Here is a 21,341-nt window from a genome sequence, read left to right as displayed (position 1 = left end):
CATGTACCTACGCAACGTTGCAGTCGGGCTGTCGGCCCTCGTTTTGCTCTCCACCGCTGTAGACGCACGCAGCCTCGCCAATCCCTATACCCCCACCCAGCAGCGCAGTTCGTTTGACGGTTGCGCCCAACTCTTTCCTGCCACCAGACCGATCAACACCGCCACCGTCCCGGCGTCTATGAAGCCTCTGGCCCTGTGTTCGGACACCTTTGCGGTGCTGTACTCGCAAACCAGCAAGACCCCGCTGGTGGTCGTCGAGCGCTTGAATGCCGCGCAGTTGAAAGACGCCAAAGGCGAGGAGCGCACCAACCAGTTCTATGCGGACCCGCGCATTCCCCAGGGTGGCCGCGCGGAGCTGAGCGACTACCGCAGCCAGCACCCGGCCGTGGACCGTGGTCACCAAGCCCCGGCCGCCGATGCGCCTGACGCGCACGCCATGGCGCAGTCTTTTGCCCTGTCGAACATGGTGCCCCAGGACCCCACCAACAACCGCAAGGTCTGGAGCAAGGTCGAGGCCGACGTGCGCAAGTTTGCCGTGCGTGCCGGTGGCGACGTGTATGTGTTCACCGGCCCGTTGTTCGACCCGGGTTACGGCACCATCGGCCACAACAAGGTCTGGGTGCCGACGCGGTTGTTCAAGCTGGTGTATGACGCCTCCAGCAAGCGCGCCTGGGCCTATGTGCTGCCCAACGCCGAGACGCGCATCCAGAAACCGATGGACTACGCGACGTTTGTGAAGAGCACCGGGCTCAAGCTGCTGGGTGATCTTCCGGTGTCGGGGTCGGTGGGGCGGGGTTGACCCCCATCTTGCGGGCCAATTGTGGTGAGCAGGCATCTGTGGCAAGCCCGCTCGCCACAGATGCATGAACAGCCTCACCTGGCTTTTTTCAACGCCTTGAGGCGCTGTGTCGCACGCTGTACGGCCGCCATCTTCTCCGGGCGTTTCATGCGTTTCCATTTGCGGATGTCATCCTTGGTGCGTCCGCAACTGACGCAGAGGTCGCCGCTGAGCTGGCAGAGGGAAACGCACGGGTTCTCGATGTCTTTGGCCACGGGTTCACCGGCTGATGGAGGAAAGGGGCGACGTCAGGCCACACGCATCCCGGGATTATCTACACACAAGGGTATACTCGCCACCCTCGCAGCCTACTCCTTTCAAACAGACCGAGATTCCCCATGAGTACCTCTCTGCCTCTCACCCCCGCGCGCAAACCCGTCGCGCCGCTGGTGGCCTTTATCATCCTGGTGCTGGGCGCCCTGTTCCTGCAAAACAGCGTCGGTTCGCACCAGGTGTTGTTGCTGGTGGTCGGCGCGGCACTGGGCTTGACCCTCTACCACGCCGCCTTCGGTTTCACTTCGGCCTGGCGCGTGTTCATCAATGATCGCCGTGGCGCCGGTTTGCGCGCGCAGATGGTGATGCTGGCGCTGGCGGTGCTGCTGTTCTTCCCGGCGCTGGGGGCGGGCACGCTGTTCGGGCAGCCGGTGACCGGGCTGGTGGCGCCGGCCGGGGTGTCGGTGGTGTTCGGGGCATTTATTTTCGGCATCGGCATGCAGCTGGGCGGCGGTTGTGCGTCGGGTACGCTGTTCACCGTCGGCGGCGGCAATGCGCGCATGCTGGTCACGTTGCTGTTCTTTATCTGCGGTTCGTTGATCGCCACGCACCATGTTGACTGGTGGTTCGGGCTGCCGGCGTTCCCGGCGGTGTCCATCGTCAAGAGCTTCGGCGTGGTGCCGGCATTGGGCTTGAGCCTGGCGGTGTTCGCGATCATTGCGCTGGTGACCGTACGGCTGGAGAAGGGTCGCCATGGTCAATTGGAAGAGGGCGTGAAAAGTGAGCACCGAGGCCTGCGCCGCTTTCTGCGCGGGCCGTGGCCACTGGTGTGGGGCGCCATCGGCCTGGCCCTGCTCAACTACGCCACCCTGGCGCTGGCGGGACGGCCCTGGGGCATCACCTCGGCGTTCGCGCTGTGGGGCGCCAAAGTCGCCAGCGGCCTGGGTGTGGACGTGGCCAGCTGGGCGTTCTGGCAGATGCCGGGCAATGCCAAGGCCCTGGCCGCGCCGGTGTGGGAAGACATCACCAGCGTGATGGACATCGGCATCGTCCTCGGTGCGCTGCTGGCCGCCGGCCTTGCCGGGCGCTTTGCCCCCAGCCTCAAGATTCCGGCGCGCTCGCTGGTGGCGGCTGTGATCGGCGGCCTGCTGCTCGGCTACGGCTCGCGCCTGGCGTACGGTTGCAACATCGGCGCGTACTTCAGCGGCATCGCCTCGGGCAGCCTGCATGGCTGGGTATGGCTGGTGGCGGCGTTTATCGGCAACAGCGTGGGCGTGCGGTTGCGGCCGTTTTTCTTTGCGGGGGAGCGGCGGCAGGTGGCGTTGAGCGGTTGCTGAGTCAGCTTTCCGGGGAAAGGCTTGGGTCCTGGGCAGCTTCGGCCGCGAGCTTTTCCCGGTCTGCCTTGCTGATGTACTTGTCCTTCTTCTTCGGCGCCAATTTGGCGTTGGCCTTCCTGGCTTTTTCCTTGAAGAGCTGCTGGAGTTTTTTCTGGCGGTTCATGTGGTTCTCCCCGGGTTGTACAGGCCCGGGATGATACCAGCTAAAAATCGGCCGCCGCGCGCCGTGCCGCTGTCCGCCCCAAAAAACCGGTGATCAGATCCAGCACCTGTTGCTGAATCACCGCCCTTGGCCGAGCCCCCTCGCCATCGCGGCAAATCATGCCATCGCCCGGCGAGTCTTCTTCGATCAACGCCATGCCACCCGGCTTGCAGATCGACATAAAGCTGAAGTGCGTAGCGTCGCTGATCTCCACATACTCGGTCGAGGCCTTTGGCATACGCCTGACCATATCGGCGGACTCCAGGTTGGGGTCCATATCTTCCGTTGGCACGCCCCCCGCAATCACCAGCGCCGGCACCGGCAGGGCGGCCAGGCTGGCGTCGGTGAAGCCGCGCGACAGGCCCAGGTCCAGGGTCACCACGGCGCCGACGCGTGGGTCGCGCAGGTCAGCGGCCAGTTGGGCCTTCGCCGCCGGTGTCGCGGCGGGTTTGATCTGCTGGTAGCCAATGCAGCCGCCCAATTTAGGGTGAGTGTTGCAGTCGCGGGCGAAGAGGTCCGTGTCGAAACGCGCGCCGGCGATTTCCATGGCAGTCCAGCCACCGATGGAGTGGCCGACCACGGCGATACGGTTGTTTGCCACGGTGCCGAACTGCGTCGGCTGGGCGATCACCGCATCGATGGCCCGGCTCAAGTCTCTGGGCCGTTGCCACAACTGCGCAGCGGCCTGGGGGCTGCGATCCTTGCTGGTGGTGCCGGGATGGTTGACCGCCGCCACGATGTAACCCTGATGGGCCAGGGCGCTGGCCAGCCACACCTGGTTGCCCCAGTTGCCGCCGTAGCCGTGGGAGAGCACCACCAGCGGATGTTCGCCGCTCGCTGCCGGCGCATCGGGCACTGCCAAGGCACCGAAAAACACGGCGTCATCGCGGATCAACTCAGGCGTAGCTGCGGTGGCGGCGGGGTACCAGACCACCATTTGCAGCGGGCGTTGTGCATCAGGGACGTTGATGCTCTTGAAGCCGATGGGCGTGGTGTCGGCGAATGCAGGCATCGCCAAGCCAATCAACAGCAGCGCGGTGAGGGTGGTTTTCACGGTTTTATCGTCCTTGATGTGAGGGCGGCATCATGCCTTGGAACAGGGGTTTTTAATAGAGGGGAGGCGGGACTAGGAAGTTACTGACAAAGTCCTACTTGTAAGTATTACAGATAAGGGCTTCATGTTTTTAGGAAGCGGGTGCCTTACTTGAGTTGAAAAATCGTGCAAGGGTAGTGGTGTGATTCCTACTGCTGGAATGATTGGAATCTCAGGTATTAATTTGTGAACTAGGGTGAAGATTATGAAGAGCTCGAAAAGTATCAATAAGATTTGGCTTGCTGTGGGTGTTGTTTTAACTTTTTTTACAAAAAATTCCGTGTTGGCGGCGGAGGGCGTCTTTACTAAAACGGTGGCACCAACTCCCGTATTGGTACTGTCCAATTCTAATACTGTGCCGAGTCGTGAATTCGCAAACTTTAGTGTGCTGGCTGCGGATATTCCCTCAGGAACACTCCAAGACCCCAAGCAGATATCAGAAATTCGGTGGAGTACAACGTACTATCCTGGGACACTGAGTGAGAAGGTTGAGCTGTGTTACTTTCGCTCCTTCAGTGCTGAAAAAGATTGTCGTGATATCTTTCCGAGTTCTTCGGGTGTGCTGATGGATTTTAACAATCAGTCATTCGGTCATGGTTCAAAAGTTACGATTTTTCATACGGTATTGGGCGGCACTCCACCTTACGCTCGTCCTGCCGGCGTTGATTCTGTGACAATTAAATATAGCTATTAGTGTGGTGTGATGCCCGCAGCCAATTTGGCTACGGGTATTTGGATAGGTAAGAAACTTTTACATGACCATTCACATGCCTAACGCAAGGTGAATACTAATGATCACTATCAGCCCTAATACCCCCTCGTCTAACAGTCGCGTGATGAATGAATCCGGCGGCATTGTTATTCCGTCAACAGTCTCGCCTGACAACGCCCAGGCTGATGCTCCCCTCTCTACACGTAATGCCGGCACCACCACCGTCTCAATCCTGGCGCGTCAACTGAGTGATGCGGCACAACGGGCGGAGACACCCGTTGGCCAAAAGAACGCCGACTCCCTAGAACCCATCACCGACGAACAGTATTTCGCCAACAAGGCACAACACGACGCAGAGACTCCAACGGCCAATGACCCAGAACTCCTGGCCCGTGCGCGACAAGCGACCGGTTTCCTCAACGGTCATGACAGCAACCCCTTCAAGGGACTAGGGCGAGATCAACTCAACCTGATCGCCCGCGACAACGGCGGCGCCTTCACGGTTAACGAGCGAAGGGTGGCGTGGGAAACCGTCCAGTCGATGGCGCCTTCAGGTGTTTCTTATCCTGAGCCAGTCCCCATTAACGGTCGTGAGACCTTCATTTCGCGCATGTTTCACAATGGCGAACCACCCGTTGCCCTTCCACCCGCGACCTTTGAAAACGGCACTCAAAATCGCAACGACTTTCTCACCCTCGATGACCGTGCCTTGATCTCGGATATGTACGCTTATGCACATTCAGAAGGTGCGGATCTACGTCACGTCGACCGATTGGTTTATGCACTCGCTGACTATCGTTATTTCAGCGACGGTCGCCAACTCATTAGCAATAATGGCTATTACGTCGATGAGTATTGGACGACGTTCGATTTCAAGCCGGAGGACGCCACCATCGCTTCACGGATACTGTCCAGTTCAGCGCTCGGCAGCAGCCGTATTGACCCGGGTTTTGTGAAGCACATCCTGGATCCGGGCATTGGGGTGTACTCCCACTTTGGCGGCATACCGTTCCTGGAGCGTATGGTGAAAAAATTCTCCAGTGAAGGTGCGGATCAACCCCCCCTCGGCAGTGAGTACGTCACCTTCAACTACGCCAAGGCGGCGGACCATATCGTCACCACCACGCACAAGGACATAAAACTCCCCCCCTCCGAGGCTCTCTTCGAAGTCGTCAACGGGGTGTGGAACCTCACCGAATACGGCAAGGCCGCCGGCTATGTACTGGATGTGGCTAACCGCCGTGTCTATAAGCCAGAGGAACCAGCAAGCGTTCCAACTCACCCGGTTTCAAACGTGAACGGGCCTGACGGTGAAGCTTCCAACAAAACCTTTCTGGACGCTCTCGGTGAGACTCGCGACCCGCCCCAAGCACACTGGATCTGGCCCGGCCACCTGTTCAAATTGATGAAAAACTTCAAACCCTGAGCTCCCGGCGCACTGCGTAACAAACCGTAAATCTTGCTATTGGCCAACACGGCCCCATAACTAGGCAGGTATTCACTTAACGCAAGGGCAGACCATGACCAACTCAACCGAAACCGCCATCCTCGCCGGCGGTTGCTTCTGGGGCATGCAGGACCTGTTGCGCCGCTACCCCGGCGTGCTGCACACCCGCGTCGGCTACACCGGCGGCGATGTGCCGAATGCCACCTACCGCAACCATGGCAACCACGCCGAAGCGATTGAAATCGTGTTCGACCCGGCAGTGATCAGCTACCGGCAGATTCTGGAGTTCTTTTTCCAGATCCATGACCCGAGCACGCCGAATCGGCAGGGCAATGATTTGGGGCCCAGTTATCGTTCGGCGATTTATTACCTGAGTGAGCAGCAGCGGGAGGTGGCCGAAGATACGGCGGCGGACGTGGATGCATCGAAGCTGTGGCCGGGGAAGGTGGTGACGGAGATCGAGCCGGCGGGGCCGTTTTGGGAGGCGGAGCCGGAGCATCAGGATTATCTGGAGCGGATTCCCAATGGCTATACCTGCCACTTTATTCGGCCGAATTGGAAGTTGCCCAAGCGTGGCTGAAAGCACTGCCTGGAAGCGCGAGTCGTTGTAAGGGGCAGCCCTTTCAAGGTCGTTAGGTAGAACTGACGATAAGTACCCTGTGGCGAGCGGGCTTGCCCCGCGTTGGGCTGCGAAGCAGCCCCAAAACCCGCGGCCGAAGAGGGCCTGACTCCGCGCATTCCTCCTTCCAGGGTTGCTTCGCAACCCAACGCGGGACATGCCCGCTCGCCACAGTTGCAGTGTTCGCCCTTATGGGACGGCATCAGCCGGATATGGCCGGTTTCTCAAAGACCTGGATCGGCTAGCGTAGCTTCGCGCTCCATCAGCTTATCCACCAACAAAACCCCCAACTCACTCAACTGGTGAATGGCCAGCACCACATCCCGCTGTTTACCCGTCAACGCCTCCGACAGGTCGAGCAGCAAGGCGCTGACCGAGGAAAAGGTTTCGTAGCTGTTGACGATCAATGTTTCGTTGCTGGCATCGCTGGCGATGCTGAAGAGTGGCGCAGGTGGTGCTTCGGCACCGGGGTTGAGGTAATGGTCAATCCCACGATTCGCCGCATGATTGAGCTTCAGGTCCGGACCGTTTGGAGGATTGGGCGTGACTTTGAACATGTGTGTTGTACCTGTTTTAGGGCCAACACCTTTTCGCTACTAAACGAGAGGGTGGCGGCTGTACGCAGGTTAGTAGACCGGGGAAACACACAAAGCCGGCGCGCCCGAGGGCGCCCTGCGCACAGCCACCATCAAGCACAGACAAGAACATCTGATCGATGAGGCTCATGCACTTTATGTTGTCACTCGGGCTACTAAACCCGATCACTGAGTGTTCAGCGACCGAGCCACCTTAGAGACGCTCACCCAAGCGCACAAGCCGGCGGATTCTGACGCAACTGTAGGCAACGGGGCAAGGTGCGGTCGACCTGCCCTAAGCGTCTGAGGACTTGTCGTACGCCATGTACGCGTTCTGCAGCACGATATGGTCCGCCACGTACTTCGCATCGTGCCAAACCCCATAGATAAATGAAGATGCGCGGTTGACCAGGTTCGGCAAACCCAGGAAGTAAATTCCGCTCTGTGCCGAGATCCCGCGTTTGTGGAACGGCTCGCCTTTCTCGTCGAACGCGTCCACCTTCAACCAGCTGAAATCGAACTTGAAGCCGGTGGCCCAAAGGATTGTGGTCACGCCCGCTTCAGCCAGGTCCAGGCTCAACATCGGGTTCACCAGGCACTCTGGATCGGGCAACAGTTCCCAGGCCTGTGGCTCCGGCGGGAACGGCAAGCCATTGGCCTCGATATACGCATCCGCATCGCGCAGTACGTCAAAGTAAGCGCGGTCGCCTTCAGCCACGTTCTCGGCCAACCCCGGTTGAAACCTCATCACGCCTTCCGCCCAGTCCTGGGTAACGCCCACCAATTGAATGCCTTGATGTGCCAGTCGGCGAAAGTCCACCGTCTTGCCGCCTTCGTAACCACTCACCGCAAACGCCACGTGCTTTTTCTTCGGCTGGATCTTGACTTCATCCCACAAGCCCAACGCGCCCAGCCACCAGCAATAGTCGCGGCCACGATAGGCGCGGGGCGGGCGGTAGTGTTCGCCCACCGAGAGGTACACGGTCTTGCCGGCCTTTTGCAGTTCTTCGGCAATCTGCGAGCCGGAGGCACCGGCGCCGACCACCAATACGGCGCCTTCGGGGAGTTGGCCGGGGTTCTTGTAGGCGCAGGAATGCAGTTGGTGCAACGGTGCGCTGGCGGGGACGATGTTCGGGATTGACGGGCGCTGGAACGGGCCGGTGGCAGCAACGACGTTGGCGGCTTCGATCACGCCCGCGGAGGTGGTGACCTTGAAGCCGGGGCGACCTGCGTGGCGTTCCACCGACTGGACTTCCACGCCCGTGCGGACAGGGGCCTGCAACTTATCCGCGTAGGCCTCGAAGTAGTCGGCCATGCGCTCTTTTGGCGGGAAGGCTTCCGGCGAAATGCCTTCGAAGGTGAGACCGGGAAAGCGGTCATGCCACGCCGGCCCGTTGGCGACCAGAGAGTCCCAGCGTTCCGAGCGCCAGCGTTCGGCAATGCGGTGGCGTTCCAGCACGAGGTGGGGCACACCCATCAAGGACAGGTGCTCGCTCATGGCGACGCCGGCCTGGCCTGCGCCGACGACCAAGGTGTTGATTTTTTCGACGGACATAGGCGGTTCCTGAACAGTCATTAGGCGGTTTGGCCTAGCAATTCGGCCACAGCCGTGATTGCCAGTTGGTAACCCAGCGCCCCCAACCCGGCGATCACACCGGTGGCGGCCCTGGACACATAGGAGTGGTGCCGGAAGCTTTCGCGCTGCCAGATATTGCTCATGTGCGCTTCGATGATCGGGCCGTCGAACGCCAGCAACGCATCGAGGATCGGCACCGAGCTGTAGCTGAGCCCGGCGGCGTTGATCACGAGGGCGTCGGCGTGCAGGCGTGCTTCCTGAATCCAGTCCACCAGCACGCCTTCATGGTTGCTCTGGCGAAAGTCCAGCGTCAGGCCCAGGGCGGCGGCGTGGCGTTGGCAGCGGGCGTCGATGCTGGCGAAGCTTTCGCTGCCATAGGTGCCGTTTTCATCCAGCCCATACAGGTTGGCGTTAGGCCCGTTGAGGAAAAACACACGATGAGTCATAGGGCACTCCAGGCAATCAGCGCTTTCATACGGCCCAATCGTCCGGCACCACGGCGATCACATCGATCTCCATCAACCACTCCGGCTGGCCCAGCCCGGAGATCACCAACCCAGTGGAAATCGGGAACACACCTTTGAGCCACTTGCCCACCTCCTGGTACACCGGCTCGCGGTAGCGCGGGTCGATCAGATAGGTGGTGGTCTTCACGATGTGCGACAGGTCCGAACCTGCTTCTTCCAGCAGTTGCTTGACGTTCTTCATCGCCTGCTCGGCCTGGGCGCGCGGGTCGCCGAGGCCGACTAGGTTGCCGTCGAAATCGGTGCCGATCTGGCCGCGCACGTAAATGGTGTTGCCGGCGCGCACGGCCTGGCACAGGTCGTTGTCCAGCGCCTGGTTGGGGTAGGTCTGTTGGGTATTGAACATGCGGATGCGGGTGTGGGTCGGCATAACTGCAACTCGTGGGAAGCGGGATAGATCCAGCTTCACACCGCCCCGGCTGCGGCGAAACCAGCATTTGCGCGGGGTAGTGCTTAGGAAAAACCGAAGCCCGTGCAGGTCATCGGTTTGCGCCTGACCCGGCACGAACCCTGCAACACCACCGGTACAGTCATTGTTGAGGGGCAGGCGTCATGCTCAGTCGTATTACTCAGCGTCAACTGGAGTATTTCGTTGCGTCGGGAGAGGCGGGCAGCATCAGTGCTGCCGCTGAACGCATCCACGTGTCGTCGCCTTCGATCTCGGCGGCGATCACCCATATGGAGGCCGAGCTGGGCATCCAGCTGTTTATCCGCCACCACGCCCAGGGCATTTCCCTCACGGCGGTGGGGCGCCTGGTGATGCAGGAAGCCAAGCTGATCCTGGAGCAGATGACCAACCTTTACACCATCGCTTCGGAGTCGTTGAACACCATGCGCGGGCCGTTGCGGGTGGGCTGCCTGGAGTCGCTGGCGCCGATGATCACGCCTGAATTGGTGTTTGGTTTCGGCCGCGCGTTTCCCGGCGTGCGCCTGACGCAAGCCGAGGGCAACCACGAGGAACTGCTGGAAAAACTGCGCAGCGGCGAGCTTGATATCGCCCTGACCTACGACCTGGTGACCAGCCCGGACATCGACTTCCAACCCCTGGCGCAGTTGCCGCCTTATGTGATGGTGGGCGAATACCACCCACTGGCGAGCTTGCCGGCAGTGAGCATGCAAGACCTTGAGGCTTACCCGGTGGTGCTGCTCGACACGCCCTGGAGCCGCGACTATTTCCTCAGCCTGTTCATCCAGGCCGGCACCACGCCGAACATCATCATGCGTTCCACCAACCTCGAAACGGTGCGCGCCATGGTCGGCAATGGGATCGGCTATTCCTTCGCGAATGCGCGCCCAAAATCGAACATGTCCCAGGACGGCAAACGCGTGATTCGCCTGCGCCTGGCGGGCGCTCACCGGCCGATGCGCCTGGGCTACGCCACCGCCAGCAATACCCAGTTGTCGCGGGTGGTGTCGGCGTTTGCCGAGCGCTGCCGCATGTTTGTGTCCGACCAGTACATCCCCGGCATGGCGCCGCCGAGCTTTTTTGACCCGCATGCGGTGCGGGCGATGGCGGTGTGAGCTGAGATTGCACCAGTAAGTGGCGTGCGCGATACGGCCAACTCAAGCCTGCACCAAAGGTGGGAGGGGCCCCCCCACATTGGATTTTGGTTGCTCTCAGGCTGCATAGGTTCTGCCTACCCAGTGCCCCGGCTTTTACGAATTGACCCCAACCGCCTCCCCCCACGACTCTGAACCCATCGATGTAGATCAACTTCTCAGGGCACAGCGACGATGACATTCGACTGGAATTACATGTTTGGTTTGCTGGGCGATGCCGAGTTCTGGCGCGCGACGTGGACGGTGATCAAGCTCAGCACCCTGACCTGGGTCTTGAGCATTGGCCTGGGCTTTCTGCTGGCACTGGCCAAGCAATCCAGGCATGGCCTGCTCAGCGTGCCGGCCCGTGGCTACATCTGGCTGTTCCGTAGCCTGCCGCTGTTGGTGCTGCTGATCTTTATCTACAACCTGCCCCAGGCGCTGCCCGGCACCTCGGCGGTGCTGGCTGACCCGTTCTGGTCGGGCTTGCTGGCGCTGGTGATCTGCGAAACCGCCTATGTGGCCGAGATCCATCGCGGTGGCCTGCTCTCGATTCCCAAAGGCCAGGGCGAGGCGGCGCGGGCGCTGGGCCTGAAGTTTTTCGGCACGCAATGGCGCGTGGTGATTCCCCAGGCGCTAAGAGTGGCCTTGCCGTCGCTGGCCAACGAATACATCTCCATCGTCAAGCTCACCTCGCTGGTGTCGGTGATCTCCCTGACCGAGATCCTGATGGTCGGCCAACGCCTGTATTCACAGAACTTCCTGGTGATCGAGACCATGGCGGCGGTGGCGTTCTTCTACGTGTTTATCGTCACGGTGTTCGACTTCCTGCTCAAGCGCCTAGAGCGCTTCCTCGACGTCAACCAGCGCAACGTCTCCCGTGTTCCCGATGCAGCGGTGCTGGCCCTGGCCACCCAACAGCGCATCGCCTTGGCGCGCCCGGCCAGCAACGGCGAACCCGCGTTGCAAGCCGCACGGCTGCACAAGGCCTACAACGATATCGAGGTGCTCGGCTCGGTCAACCTGCAGATCCAGCCCGGTGAAGTGGTGTCGGTGATCGGCCCGTCGGGCTCCGGCAAGACCACGCTGATCCGCCTGCTCAATGGCCTGGAGCAACTGGACAACGGCGAGATCAGGATCAACGGCCAGCCGTTCATTCACCTGAACAAGGTCGGCGCGCAGAAGCCCCAGTACATCGAACACGCCGAGCATCGGCTGAACATCGGCATGGTGTTCCAGAGCTTCAACCTGTTCCCGCATTTGAGCGTGCTCGACAACCTGCTGATGGCGCCGAAATACCATCGGCTGGGCGCGACGTCCGAGCTCAAGCAACAGGCCTACGCACTGCTGCACAAGGTCGGCATGCTCGACCATGCCTGGAAATACCCGCACCAGCTGTCCGGCGGGCAACAACAACGCGTGGCCATCGCCCGCGCGCTGATGATGCGCCCGCAGATCATGCTGTTCGACGAGCCCACCTCGGCCCTCGACCCGGAGAAAGTCAACGAAGTGCTGCAGGTGATCGAAGCCCTGGCGGAGGAGGGCATCACCATGGTGATCGTCACCCACGAGATGAACTTCGCCTTCAAAGTGTCCGACCGCATCGTGTTCATGGAGAAGGGCCGCGTGGTCTGCGACGACACGCCGGGCGCCCTGCGCAGCGGCCACAACCCACGCGTGGAGGCGTTCCTCAAGGACGTCTCGCTGGCGTGATCTCTTTAACGTTCAGGAAACACTAAAATGATCGAGCAATCGCAAATCGAACAATTCCAGCGCGACGGATTCCTGGTAGTAGAAGGCGTGTTGTCGGTGGAGGAAGTGGCCGCGCTGCAGCATGACTTCGACCAGTGGGTTGAAGAAAGCCGCAGTCATGACCGGGGTTGGGGCGCCACCGTCGATGGCCGTGAGCGCTTTGACCTGGAGGGCGACCACCGCGCCGATCACCCGTCGCTGCGCCGGGTCAGCTCGCCCACGGAGATTTCCCCAGCGTATGAACGTGTGGCGTTGCACTCGCGGATGGCGGCGATTTCCGCGCAGCTGATCGGCGCCCAGGGCACGCGTTTTCACCACAGCAAAATCAACTCCAAACTGCCCCACACCGCCACCCAGGTGAAGTGGCACCAGGACTTCCTGTTCACGCCCCACAGCAACGATGACATCGTCACCGCCTTGTTGATGGTCAGTGAAGTGACCCCGGAAAACGGCCCGTTGAACGTGATTCCCGGTAGCCACAAAGGCCCGCTGTGGTCGCACTGGCAACACCAGCGCTTCACCGGCTCGGTGGACGATGCGGTCGTCGAGGAACACTGCCAGCAACCGGTGGCCTGCTATGGCCCGGCCGGCTCCGTGTGCTTCATGCACACCCGTCTTCTGCATGCTTCCAGCCCCAACGAGACCGAACTGCCGCGCACCCTTTTCATCAGCGTATATGCCGCTGAAGACGCGCTGCCATTCGGCGAAAACCCGTTGCCCAGCACACATGCCGGCCTGCTGGTGGCCGGTGAAGAAAGCGGCTTGGTGCGCTCCACCGACAACCACATGCGCTTGCCGCAGAAACCCCGTGGAGCCTCATTCTTCGTGCAACAGGCGGGACAAGATTCAGCCACTGCCTAGCCACATTCCTTGCTACCTACTAAAACCTTGCAGGTAATCACCATGACAGCGTTTCGTAAAAGTGTTCGTCCCCTTGCCGTGTGCCTGTTGGGCGCAGCGGTTGCGATGACTTCGTTGGCGGCTTCGGCGTTCCAGCAGGACGGCAAGATCATCGCCGGTTCCGATGTGACGTTCTTCCCCTATGAGTACATGGATAACAACAAGCCGGCAGGCTTTGACATCGAGTTCATGGACGGCCTGGGCAAGGTCATGGGCCGCAAGGTCGAGACCCTCGACACACGCTTCCCCAACCTGATCACCGGCTTGCAGGCCGGGCGTTTCGATGTGACCAACTCGTCGATGTACATCACCGCCGAGCGGGTCAAGGTCATCGACATGATCCCCTACCTGAAAAGCGGCGAGTCGATCCTGACCCTCAAGGACAGCACCTTCCAACCCAAGACCCCGGAAGAGTTCTGCGGTCACAAGATCGGCTCCATGGGCGCCACCTCGTGGCTGGCGCAGATGAACAAGCTGTCGGCGGAGTACTGCGTGGCCAAGGGCTTGAAGCCGATCCAGATCAGCGAATACAGCACCGACCCGCAAACCACCCAGGCCCTGCTGGCCCACGCCGTTGAAGCGCAGATCACCGACGCCGCCGTCGCCCGTGGCGTGATCGACAAGCTCGGCAACCGCGTGGTGATCTCGTCCGACACCCTGATCTACCCGGTTCTCAATGGCTTCGGCGTGAAGAAGGGCAATGACACAGTGAAGAAGGCCTTGCTCGACGGCCTGGAAAAATACCGCGCCACGCCTGAGTACGCCGCCTTGCTCAAGAAGTACAACTTCGAAGCGCCTACCGATGCGGACATCGCCGCACTGATGCCGAAGTAAACCTACAAGCGCGCGCCGCATTCGCGTGCGGCCGCGCCCTGCGGAGACCGATTCATGGCGTTATCCCACGAAGAAAAGACGCGCATCGACCTGGCAGCGACCTTTCGCATTATCGCGCACTTGGGCATGCACGAAGCGGTAGCCAACCACTTCAGCGCCGCCGTATCGGCCGATGGCAAACAGTTTTTGCTCAACCCGAAGTGGAAGCACTTCTGCCGTATCCGCGCCAGTGACCTGTTGCTGCTGAACGTGGACGACACCGCTTGCGCCGAAAACCCCAACGTGGACGCCACCGCCTGGTCGATCCACGGGCAGATCCACCGGCTGCTGCCGCACACCCGTGCGGTGCTGCACTTGCACCCGGTCTACACCACGGCGGTGGCGTGCCTGGCCACGCCGCACATCCCGCCGATCGACCAGAACACCGCGCGCTATTTCAACCGCGTGGCCGTGGACGAACTGTACGGCGGCATGGCCGACACCGAGGCCGAAGGCGCGCGCCTGGCCGGTCTGCTCGACGGCAAGAGCCGCCTGCTGATGGGCAACCACGGCGTGATGGTGACGGCGGGGTCTATCGGTGAGGCGTTTGACGATATCTGGACCCTGGAACGCGCCTGCCAGATCCTCGTGACCGCCTGGTCCACCGGGCAGCCGTTGCGGGTGTTGTCCAATGAAGTGGCGGAGAAGACTGCACGGGGCTGGGAAGGTATCGCGGACTTCTCGCGCCAGCACTTTGAAGAAATGAAGCAGTTGATGATCGACGCTGACCCTTCCGTGCTCGACTGAGGAAACCCCATGACTTTTTCCGTTGTCGCCCGCTGCGCCGAGACGGGCCAGTTGGGTATCGCCATCAGCTCATCAAGCATTGCGGTGGGCGCGCGTTGCCCGTGGCTGCGGCCCGGCGTGGGCGCGGTGGCGTCGCAGAACATCACCTTGCCGAGCCTGGGGCCGCAGGTGCTCGACTTGCTGGAGCAAGGGATGGCGCCGAGTGAGGCGCTTGCCGCCTTGGCTGGGCAGGATCACAGTGAATACCGCCAGGTGACGGTGATTGATAACGCAGGCCGCACGGCGCATTTCAGCGGCGCGCAGACTCTGGGCATCCACCATGCGGTGAGTGGCGAGCAATGCGTGGCGGCGGGGAACATGTTGGCCAACCCCGGCGTGATCGAGGCCATGGTGACGGCGTTCGAAACGACCTCTGGGCACCTGGCCGATCGCTTGCTCGCCGCGATGCACGCCGGCGTGGCAGGCGGTGGTGAAGCCGGGCCGGTGCATTCGGCGGCGCTGGTTATTGTCGATGACCTGTTGTGGCCCATCGTCAACCTGCGCGTGGACTGGGCGGATGAAGACCCCATCGGCGCCCTCGACCACCTTTGGCAGGCCTATCGCGGGCAATTGCAGGCCTACATCGACCGCGCCATCAACCCACAGGTCGCACCCGGCTACGCCGTACCGGGAGACGACCGATGAACAGCCGCGACCTGCTGGCGCAACTGGTGCGTTTTGACACCACCAGCCGCGAATCCAACCTGGCCTTGATCGACTTTGTGCGCACGTATTTGCAGGACCACGGCGTGGCCTGCGAGCTGGTGTACAACGAACACAAGAGCAAGGCCAATCTGCTCGCGACTATCGGCCCGGCAGAAGTGCCCGGCATCGTGTTATCCGGGCATACCGACGTGGTGCCGGTGGATGGGCAGCGCTGGAGCGTGGCGCCATTTGACCTCACCGAGAAAGACGGCAAGTTGTACGGCCGTGGCACGGCAGACATGAAGGGTTATATCGCCTGTGTGCTGGCCTGCGTGCCGGCTTTGGTGCAGGCAACGTTGCGCATGCCGGTGCATATCGCGCTGTCCTACGATGAGGAAGTCGGCTGCCTGGGTGTGCGCTCGTTGATCGAGCGATTTCACGGGCAGCCGGTCAAGCCGCTGCTGTGCGTGATCGGCGAACCCACCGAACTCAAGCCGGTGCTCGGCCACAAGGGCAAGCTGGCGATGCGGTGCCAGGTGCATGGGGCAGCGTGCCATTCGGCCTATGCGCCTACGGGCGTGAATGCCATTGAATACGCCGCGCGGTTGATCGGCGAACTGGTGCGGCTCGGCGAAGCGCTCAAGGCGCCGCAGCATCTGGATCAGCGTTTCGATCCGGCATTTTCCACGGTGCAGACCGGCCTGATCAACGGCGGCAAGGCCCTGAATATCGTCCCGCAGGACTGCAGTTTCGACTTCGAAGTGCGCTCCTTGCCGACTCAGGATCCCTGGCAGGTTGCCCGGCAATTACAGGTATACGCCGAGCAGACCCTGCTGCCGGCGATGCGGGCGGTGAGTGCGCAATCGGCGATCAGCATCAGCGAGCTGTCGAGTTACCCGGGCCTGGCCACTTCGCTGGAAAGCCAGGCCGCCGAGTGGGTTGCACAGTTTTGCGGCTCGCAGGATTTCGGCACCGTTGCCTTTGGCACGGAAGGCGGCCTGTTCGACCAGGCCGGCATTCCCACGGTGGTGTGCGGGCCTGGCAGCATGGAGCAGGGGCACAAGCCGGACGAGTTCATCAGCGTGGCGCAGTTGCAGGCCTGTGATCGGATGCTAGCGCGGGTGCTGGGGTTTGTGAGCCAGTAGCATCTGTGGTGATCGCCTTTATATTTTTGCGACGCCTACTCGCCATTGCGCAGGCGGCAAAATCCCATTCACCAGGTAATTTCCCGCAATCCGCGATTTGTACACGCGCGGGTTGTGGTTCGCCAGGGTTCGCGCGTTTCGCCACAGCCGGTCCAGCGCCTTGTTGCTGGCCGTGGCACTGGCGCCCAGTGCATCGAACAGCGCCGTGGTGGCCGCCAGTGTCGCATCCACCACCGGGTTCACTGCCAGGCACACTTCCAATTCAGCCAGCGCAACCTGCGGATCGTCATCGTGCAACGGCTGGTCATGGGCGATCACATACCGCGCGGTGTGCTCCAGCCGTTGCGCCGCTTGCTGGGCGATGGCTTGCGCGGCGTAGGCCTGGCTGGCGACTTCACCGATCACTTGCAGCAGTTGTACGTCCTGGCCGGCGGTGTCGGCATTGCCGGTGGTGAAGGTGCGCGCGCGTTGGCTGAGTTCCTCGGCACCGCTGAGGGCGGCGCGGCGGGCGATGCCGGCGAGGGTGCTGAGGTGGTAGAGCTGGAAGAACGACTGGCCGTGGCCAAAGCGCTGTTGGGTGGGGCGTACATCGTCATCCACCACGGGCGCATTGTCGAAGAGGCAGGTGCCGCTGGCGGTGAGGCGTTGGCCGAAGCCATTCCAGTCATCGACGATCTGCACGCCGGGGGCCTTGAGGTCGACGACTACGCTGTAGATCGTGCCGTCTTCGCCCGTCGCGATGGTGTTGATCAAGTCGCTGTAGAGCGCGCCGGTGGTGTAGAACTTTCTGCCGCTGATGCGCAAGGCGCCGGCTTCGTCACGGTGCAGGCGGGTGTCGAAATCGCCACGGGCCTGGTTGCCGACTTCAGTGCTGCCGGGAGAGAGCAGGGCACCCTGGCCGAGCCGGTCCAGCCACTTGGCGCGCCAATCCAAGTCCTTGGCGCTGAGCACGTCTTCGCAAAAACCGAAGTGCCCGCGCAGGGCTTGGGTGATGTTGGAGTCGGCGGCGGACAGCTCTGTGAGCAGCGCCAGCAATTCGACCAACGTTGCATCCTGGCCGCCATAACTGGCTGGCAGGCGCCAGCGCGGTAGGCCCAAGGCGTTCAGTTGCTGGATCACGGTGGCGAGGCTGCCGCGTGTCTGATCCGCCACCGCCGCCTGCGCGAGAATCTGCGCAAAGAGCGGGCGAAACGGTGCGGCCAGTTGTTCGTAACGGGCAGTGGGCGGTACGCCCCAGATGTTCAAAGCGGGAATCGACATGCAATGGACCTTGCAGAAAATGGTTCAGGTGCTGGGGTCCAGTGGTCTGGTGAGCTCACCCTAACTCAGGCGCGGCGAAGTTTTTAATACGAAAAGCAGCTAGCGACCTGTACGACGGTTCTATCGATAGTGCCCAACAGTATTAAACCCCGCGCTTTTATTGCGTTAGCTTCTACGACAAACGACCAGACTGCACGCCCACGGATGGTTGAACCAACCCTCCAACCCTGTGGGATTTTCCATGATCAATCGTCGAACACTGCTGTCTTTGCTGGGCCTGGCCTCTCTTGCGCTGTATGGCCCATCGGCCGGCGCCGCCGAACCGCTGACCCTTACCGTGGGTGACCAGTTCTTCTCCAACCGCATCGTGCTGGAGCTGTCGGGCGAGCTGAAAGACTTGCCCTATAAAATCGACTTCAAGCGCTTCAACACCGGCTCGCCGGTGGCCTCGGCCGTGGCCAGCGGCGCGCTGGACGTAGGCATCGTCGGCGACACCCCGGTGATCAGCCTGGCCGCCAATGGCGCGCCGGTCAAAGTCGTCGCCAGCACCCAGACCAGCCTCGATGGCGTGGGCATCGTGGCGCGCAAGGGCATTCAGTCGGTGGCCGACCTCAAGGGCAAGACCGTCGCCATCTGGAACGGCTCATGGAGCCAGCAACTGGCCTATAAAGCGCTGGATGAAGCCGGGGTGCCGCGCAGCAGCGTCCACTTCAAATACCTGCTGCCGGCCGAGGCCAGCCTGGCGCTGACCCAGGGCGACATCGACGCCTTCGGCACCTGGGAACCCTACGTGTCGTTGCAGGAAAAAGAAGGCAGCACCCTGATCCGCAACGCCAAGGGCCTGATGAGCGCGCCCACCTACATCGTCGCCTACGAGCCGGCGCTGGCGCAGAAAAGCGCGATCATCAAGGACTTCATCGCCCGCCTGACCCGCGCCCGGGTGTGGAGCAACACCCACGTGGATGAGTACGCCGAAGCCTGGTCGAAGGCCAACCAGTCGGCGCCGGAAATCGCCAAAGTGTGGTTCAAGCGCGATGCGATCAAGGTGCTGCCGATCTCACCGACGATCATCAGCGAGGCCCAGGCCACGGCGGATTTTCTGGTGGATGCACAGATGCTGAAGCAGCGTTATGACGTGGCGCCGTTGTTTGATCGGGTGCTTTAAACGCGGGGGAAATAAGCGCTCACAGTATCCACCGGCTGTTTGTATAGGTGCTGAACTAGGATTTTTTACTCCGGCGCTCACCGGAAACAAAATTCCACTGGCATCGACAAGGAGTAGCCAGTAGGCTACAAGTGATACTGTGACTAATTCAATCGGCAGGACGCCGGAGTTTGATACATGGCTCGACGGTATGCGGGATATTTGGGGAAAAACGGCGATTCTTACTCGCTTGGACCGGGCGGAGGAAAACAATTTTGGGGATTGTGAATCCGTAGGTGACGGCCTGAGTGAGATGCGTGTGTTTGTCGGGCCCGGCTACAGGATGTATTTCGTGCGTACGGGAATCACTGCTTACCTGATGCTGTGGGGGAGCGATAAAACCGACCAGAAAAGAGGAATCATGCGGGCAAAAGAGATTCTTGATGCCCTGAGAGGTAGATGAAATGAGCGAATCGAAATTCAAACCCGAGGATATGCCGATCCTCGATCTGGATACGTCCGGCACCCGCGGCTATGAAGCGTCGCGCTTCCTAGACAGCCCGGAAACCATCAGTGCGTATCTGGCGCAGAGCATGACGTCTCAAGACCCGCAGGTACTGATGAAGGCGCTTGCCGAGGTTGCCAAGGCCCAAGGCGTGAACAAAGTGGCGGAAGCGGCTGGGGTGAATCGGGAGAGTCTTTACAAAACCCTGAAGGGTGGCTCGAAGACGCGCTATGAAACGATCCAGAAGCTGATGCTGGCGCTAGGGATTGAGCTGACTGTGCGGCCGATTGCAGGAGCGAGCAAGCCCGCCCCTACAAAAATCTAAATCAGCGCACCAGGCACGGCTGCTTGTTGTTGAAGCGCCACCCCGGAATCAAAAACTGCATCGCCACGCTGTCATCGCGCGCGCCGAGGCCCATGCCTTTGTACACCTCATGGGCCTTGGCCACGGCGTCCATGTCGATCTCCACCCCCAGGCCAGGCTTGCTCGGCACTTTTACATAACCCCCTTCGATTTTCAGCGGCGCCTTGGTCAGGTGCTGGCCGTCCTGCCAGATCCAGTGGGTGTCGATGGCGGTGATGTCGCCCGGTGCTGCGGCGGCGACCTGGGTGAACATCGCCAGGGAAATGTCGAAGTGGTTGTTGGAATGCGAGCCCCAGGTCAGGCCCCATTCATGGCACATCTGCGCCACGCGTACCGAGCCCTGCATCGTCCAGAAGTGTGGGTCGGCGAGGGGGATGTCCACCGATTGCAGCTGGATCGCGTGACCCATTTCGCGCCAGTCGGTGGCGATCATGTTGGTGGCGGTTTTTAGGCCGGTGGCACGGCGAAATTCAGCCATGACTTCGCGGCCCGAGTAGCCGTTTTCGGCACCGCAGGGGTCTTCGGCGTACGCCAGTACGTGGTGCTGGTCGCGGCACAGGCGGATGGCTTCTTTCAATGACCAGGCGCCGTTCGGGTCGAGGGTGATACGCGCATCCGGGAAGCGTTCGGCCAGGGCGGTGACGGCTTCGATTTCTTCGTCGCCGCTCAGCACGCCGCCTTTGAGCTTGAAGTCATTGAAACCATATTTGGCTTTGGCGGCTTCGGCCAGGCGCACCACGGCGTCGGCCGTCAGCGCGGTTTCGTGGCGCAGGCGGAACCACTCATCGTCGCTGTCGGCTTCGTTGCGGTAGGCCAGGTCGGTGGCACCGCGGTCGCCGACATAAAACAGATAGCCGAGCATTTTTACCGCGTCGCGTTGCTGGCCTTCACCGAGCAAGGCGGCCACCGGGACTTCGAGAAATTGACCCAGCAGGTCAAGCAGCGCGGCTTCCATGGCGGTGACGGCATGGATGGTGATGCGCAGGTCAAAGGTCTGCAAACCACGACCCGCCGCGTCGCGGGAAGCAAAAGTGCTGCGCATCTGGTTGAGGATGCGCTGGTACTGGCCGATGGGTTGGCCGACCACCAGGCTGCGGGCGTCTTCCAGGGTTTCGCGGATGCGTTCGCCGCCGGGTACTTCACCCACGCCGGTGTTGCCGGAGCTGTCCTTGAGGATGACGATATTGCGTGTGAAGTACGGGCCGTGGGCGCCACTGAGGTTGAGCAGCATGCTGTCGTGGCCGGCGACGGGGATAACCTGGAAGTGAGTAACGACGGGCGTAGTCATGGCA

General features: G+C 61.3%; 24 protein-coding genes. 15 read left to right on the top strand and 9 right to left on the bottom strand.

Annotated features, from left to right (window positions below; genetic code table 11):
• Position 1: 1 nt before the first annotated feature.
• Entirely contained in the window at positions 2-799 is a 798-nt protein-coding gene (locus KUA23_RS20865; protein ID WP_071490180.1) for a DNA/RNA non-specific endonuclease, read from the top strand.
• 74 nt (positions 800-873) lie between these two features.
• Here the strand turns inward: KUA23_RS20865 and KUA23_RS20860 are convergent, their stop codons facing one another.
• Positions 874-1,053, bottom strand: coding sequence for a DUF1289 domain-containing protein (locus KUA23_RS20860; RefSeq protein ID WP_058425670.1), 180 nt, complete (start codon positions 1,051-1,053; stop codon positions 874-876).
• Positions 1,054-1,176: 123 nt separating this feature from the next.
• Here KUA23_RS20860 and KUA23_RS20855 point away from each other — a divergent pair, with 123 nt between their 5' ends.
• Positions 1,177-2,388 carry a YeeE/YedE family protein gene (locus KUA23_RS20855; protein ID WP_071490179.1) on the top strand — a complete coding sequence of 404 codons (1,212 nt, stop codon included), beginning with the start codon at positions 1,177-1,179 and terminating at the stop codon, positions 2,386-2,388.
• Between the two features lies 1 nt (position 2,389).
• Here KUA23_RS20855 and KUA23_RS20850 read toward each other — a convergent pair whose 3' ends face one another.
• Positions 2,390-2,551 carry a DUF2986 domain-containing protein gene (locus KUA23_RS20850; protein WP_071490178.1) on the bottom strand — a complete coding sequence of 54 codons (162 nt, stop codon included), beginning with the start codon at positions 2,549-2,551 and terminating at the stop codon, positions 2,390-2,392.
• Positions 2,552-2,591: 40 nt separating this feature from the next.
• Positions 2,592-3,644 (bottom strand): alpha/beta hydrolase family protein, encoded by a 1,053-nt coding sequence (locus tag KUA23_RS20845; RefSeq protein ID WP_252992783.1) that lies wholly within the window; start codon positions 3,642-3,644, stop codon positions 2,592-2,594.
• 244 nt (positions 3,645-3,888) lie between these two features.
• Between KUA23_RS20845 and KUA23_RS20840 the strand changes: the two genes are divergently transcribed.
• The 3 genes from KUA23_RS20840 to msrA all read left to right on the top strand — a co-directional run bounded on the left by KUA23_RS20840 (position 3,889) and on the right by msrA (position 6,422).
• A complete protein-coding gene (locus KUA23_RS20840) occupies positions 3,889-4,377 on the top strand; it encodes a hypothetical protein (protein ID WP_252992782.1) in 489 nt (162 codons plus the stop codon).
• A 97-nt stretch (positions 4,378-4,474) separates the two neighbouring features.
• Positions 4,475-5,821, top strand: coding sequence for a hypothetical protein (locus KUA23_RS20835; protein WP_346356354.1), 1,347 nt, complete (start codon positions 4,475-4,477; stop codon positions 5,819-5,821).
• A 94-nt stretch (positions 5,822-5,915) separates the two neighbouring features.
• Positions 5,916-6,422, top strand: a complete 507-nt coding sequence (gene msrA, locus KUA23_RS20830; protein WP_071490175.1) for a peptide-methionine (S)-S-oxide reductase MsrA — start codon at positions 5,916-5,918, stop codon at positions 6,420-6,422.
• Between the two features lie 263 nt (positions 6,423-6,685).
• Here the strand turns inward: msrA and KUA23_RS20825 are convergent, their stop codons facing one another.
• The 4 genes from KUA23_RS20825 to KUA23_RS20810 all read right to left on the bottom strand — a co-directional run bounded on the left by KUA23_RS20825 (position 6,686) and on the right by KUA23_RS20810 (position 9,506).
• On the bottom strand, positions 6,686-7,018 hold the full coding sequence (locus KUA23_RS20825; RefSeq protein ID WP_252992780.1) for a DUF6124 family protein: 333 nt from the start codon (positions 7,016-7,018) through the stop codon (positions 6,686-6,688).
• 313 nt (positions 7,019-7,331) lie between these two features.
• Positions 7,332-8,591, bottom strand: a complete 1,260-nt coding sequence (locus KUA23_RS20820) for a flavin-containing monooxygenase (RefSeq protein ID WP_252992779.1) — start codon at positions 8,589-8,591, stop codon at positions 7,332-7,334.
• Between the two features lie 20 nt (positions 8,592-8,611).
• On the bottom strand, positions 8,612-9,058 hold the full coding sequence (locus KUA23_RS20815) for a type II 3-dehydroquinate dehydratase (protein ID WP_071490172.1): 447 nt from the start codon (positions 9,056-9,058) through the stop codon (positions 8,612-8,614).
• A 25-nt stretch (positions 9,059-9,083) separates the two neighbouring features.
• Positions 9,084-9,506, bottom strand: coding sequence for a RidA family protein (locus KUA23_RS20810; protein WP_058425659.1), 423 nt, complete (start codon positions 9,504-9,506; stop codon positions 9,084-9,086).
• A gap of 182 nt (positions 9,507-9,688) precedes the next feature.
• Between KUA23_RS20810 and KUA23_RS20805 the strand changes: the two genes are divergently transcribed.
• From KUA23_RS20805 to argE, 7 genes are all read left to right on the top strand, one after another.
• Complete coding sequence (locus KUA23_RS20805; RefSeq protein WP_252992778.1) at positions 9,689-10,657, top strand: LysR family transcriptional regulator; 969 nt, start codon at positions 9,689-9,691, stop codon at positions 10,655-10,657.
• Between the two features lie 213 nt (positions 10,658-10,870).
• The gene (locus KUA23_RS20800; protein ID WP_099492326.1) at positions 10,871-12,388 is read left to right on the top strand and encodes an amino acid ABC transporter permease/ATP-binding protein; all 1,518 of its coding nucleotides are present in this window, start codon (positions 10,871-10,873) and stop codon (positions 12,386-12,388) included.
• 27 nt (positions 12,389-12,415) lie between these two features.
• Complete coding sequence (locus KUA23_RS20795; RefSeq protein ID WP_100490128.1) at positions 12,416-13,288, top strand: phytanoyl-CoA dioxygenase family protein; 873 nt, start codon at positions 12,416-12,418, stop codon at positions 13,286-13,288.
• 42 nt (positions 13,289-13,330) lie between these two features.
• Positions 13,331-14,161, top strand: a complete 831-nt coding sequence (locus tag KUA23_RS20790; RefSeq protein WP_015885045.1) for an ABC transporter substrate-binding protein — start codon at positions 13,331-13,333, stop codon at positions 14,159-14,161.
• A gap of 54 nt (positions 14,162-14,215) precedes the next feature.
• Positions 14,216-14,947: a class II aldolase and adducin N-terminal domain-containing protein gene (locus KUA23_RS20785; protein WP_252992777.1), complete on the top strand. Its 732-nt coding sequence runs from the start codon at positions 14,216-14,218 to the stop codon at positions 14,945-14,947.
• A gap of 9 nt (positions 14,948-14,956) precedes the next feature.
• The gene (locus KUA23_RS20780) at positions 14,957-15,631 is read left to right on the top strand and encodes a DUF1028 domain-containing protein (RefSeq protein ID WP_252992776.1); all 675 of its coding nucleotides are present in this window, start codon (positions 14,957-14,959) and stop codon (positions 15,629-15,631) included.
• On the top strand, positions 15,628-16,776 hold the full coding sequence (gene argE / locus KUA23_RS20775; RefSeq protein ID WP_252992775.1) for an acetylornithine deacetylase: 1,149 nt from the start codon (positions 15,628-15,630) through the stop codon (positions 16,774-16,776). Before KUA23_RS20780 ends, argE begins: the two co-directional genes overlap by 4 nt.
• Before the next feature lie 18 nt (positions 16,777-16,794).
• On the opposite strand, the gene KUA23_RS20770 is transcribed toward argE, so the two are convergent.
• Complete coding sequence (locus KUA23_RS20770) at positions 16,795-18,036, bottom strand: acyl-CoA dehydrogenase family protein (protein WP_252992774.1); 1,242 nt, start codon at positions 18,034-18,036, stop codon at positions 16,795-16,797.
• 241 nt (positions 18,037-18,277) lie between these two features.
• On the opposite strand from KUA23_RS20770, the gene KUA23_RS20765 reads away from it, so the two are divergent.
• From KUA23_RS20765 to KUA23_RS20755, 3 genes are all read left to right on the top strand, one after another.
• Positions 18,278-19,201 carry an ABC transporter substrate-binding protein gene (locus KUA23_RS20765; RefSeq protein ID WP_122725889.1) on the top strand — a complete coding sequence of 308 codons (924 nt, stop codon included), beginning with the start codon at positions 18,278-18,280 and terminating at the stop codon, positions 19,199-19,201.
• A gap of 139 nt (positions 19,202-19,340) precedes the next feature.
• Complete coding sequence (locus tag KUA23_RS20760) at positions 19,341-19,643, top strand: type II toxin-antitoxin system RelE/ParE family toxin (protein WP_252992773.1); 303 nt, start codon at positions 19,341-19,343, stop codon at positions 19,641-19,643.
• A gap of 1 nt (position 19,644) precedes the next feature.
• A complete protein-coding gene (locus KUA23_RS20755; protein WP_252992772.1) occupies positions 19,645-20,010 on the top strand; it encodes an addiction module antidote protein in 366 nt (121 codons plus the stop codon).
• A gap of 1 nt (position 20,011) precedes the next feature.
• Here KUA23_RS20755 and gudD read toward each other — a convergent pair whose 3' ends face one another.
• Entirely contained in the window at positions 20,012-21,337 is a 1,326-nt protein-coding gene (gene gudD / locus KUA23_RS20750; RefSeq protein ID WP_100490136.1) for a glucarate dehydratase, read from the bottom strand.
• Positions 21,338-21,341: the final 4 nt, after the last annotated feature.

This window comes from Pseudomonas pergaminensis (assembly GCF_024112395.2).
Classification (GTDB): Bacteria; Pseudomonadota; Gammaproteobacteria; order Pseudomonadales; family Pseudomonadaceae; genus Aquipseudomonas; species Aquipseudomonas pergaminensis.
Note: the sequence above shows the minus strand (reverse complement) of the source record. Positions and strands in the feature narration are given on the sequence as shown.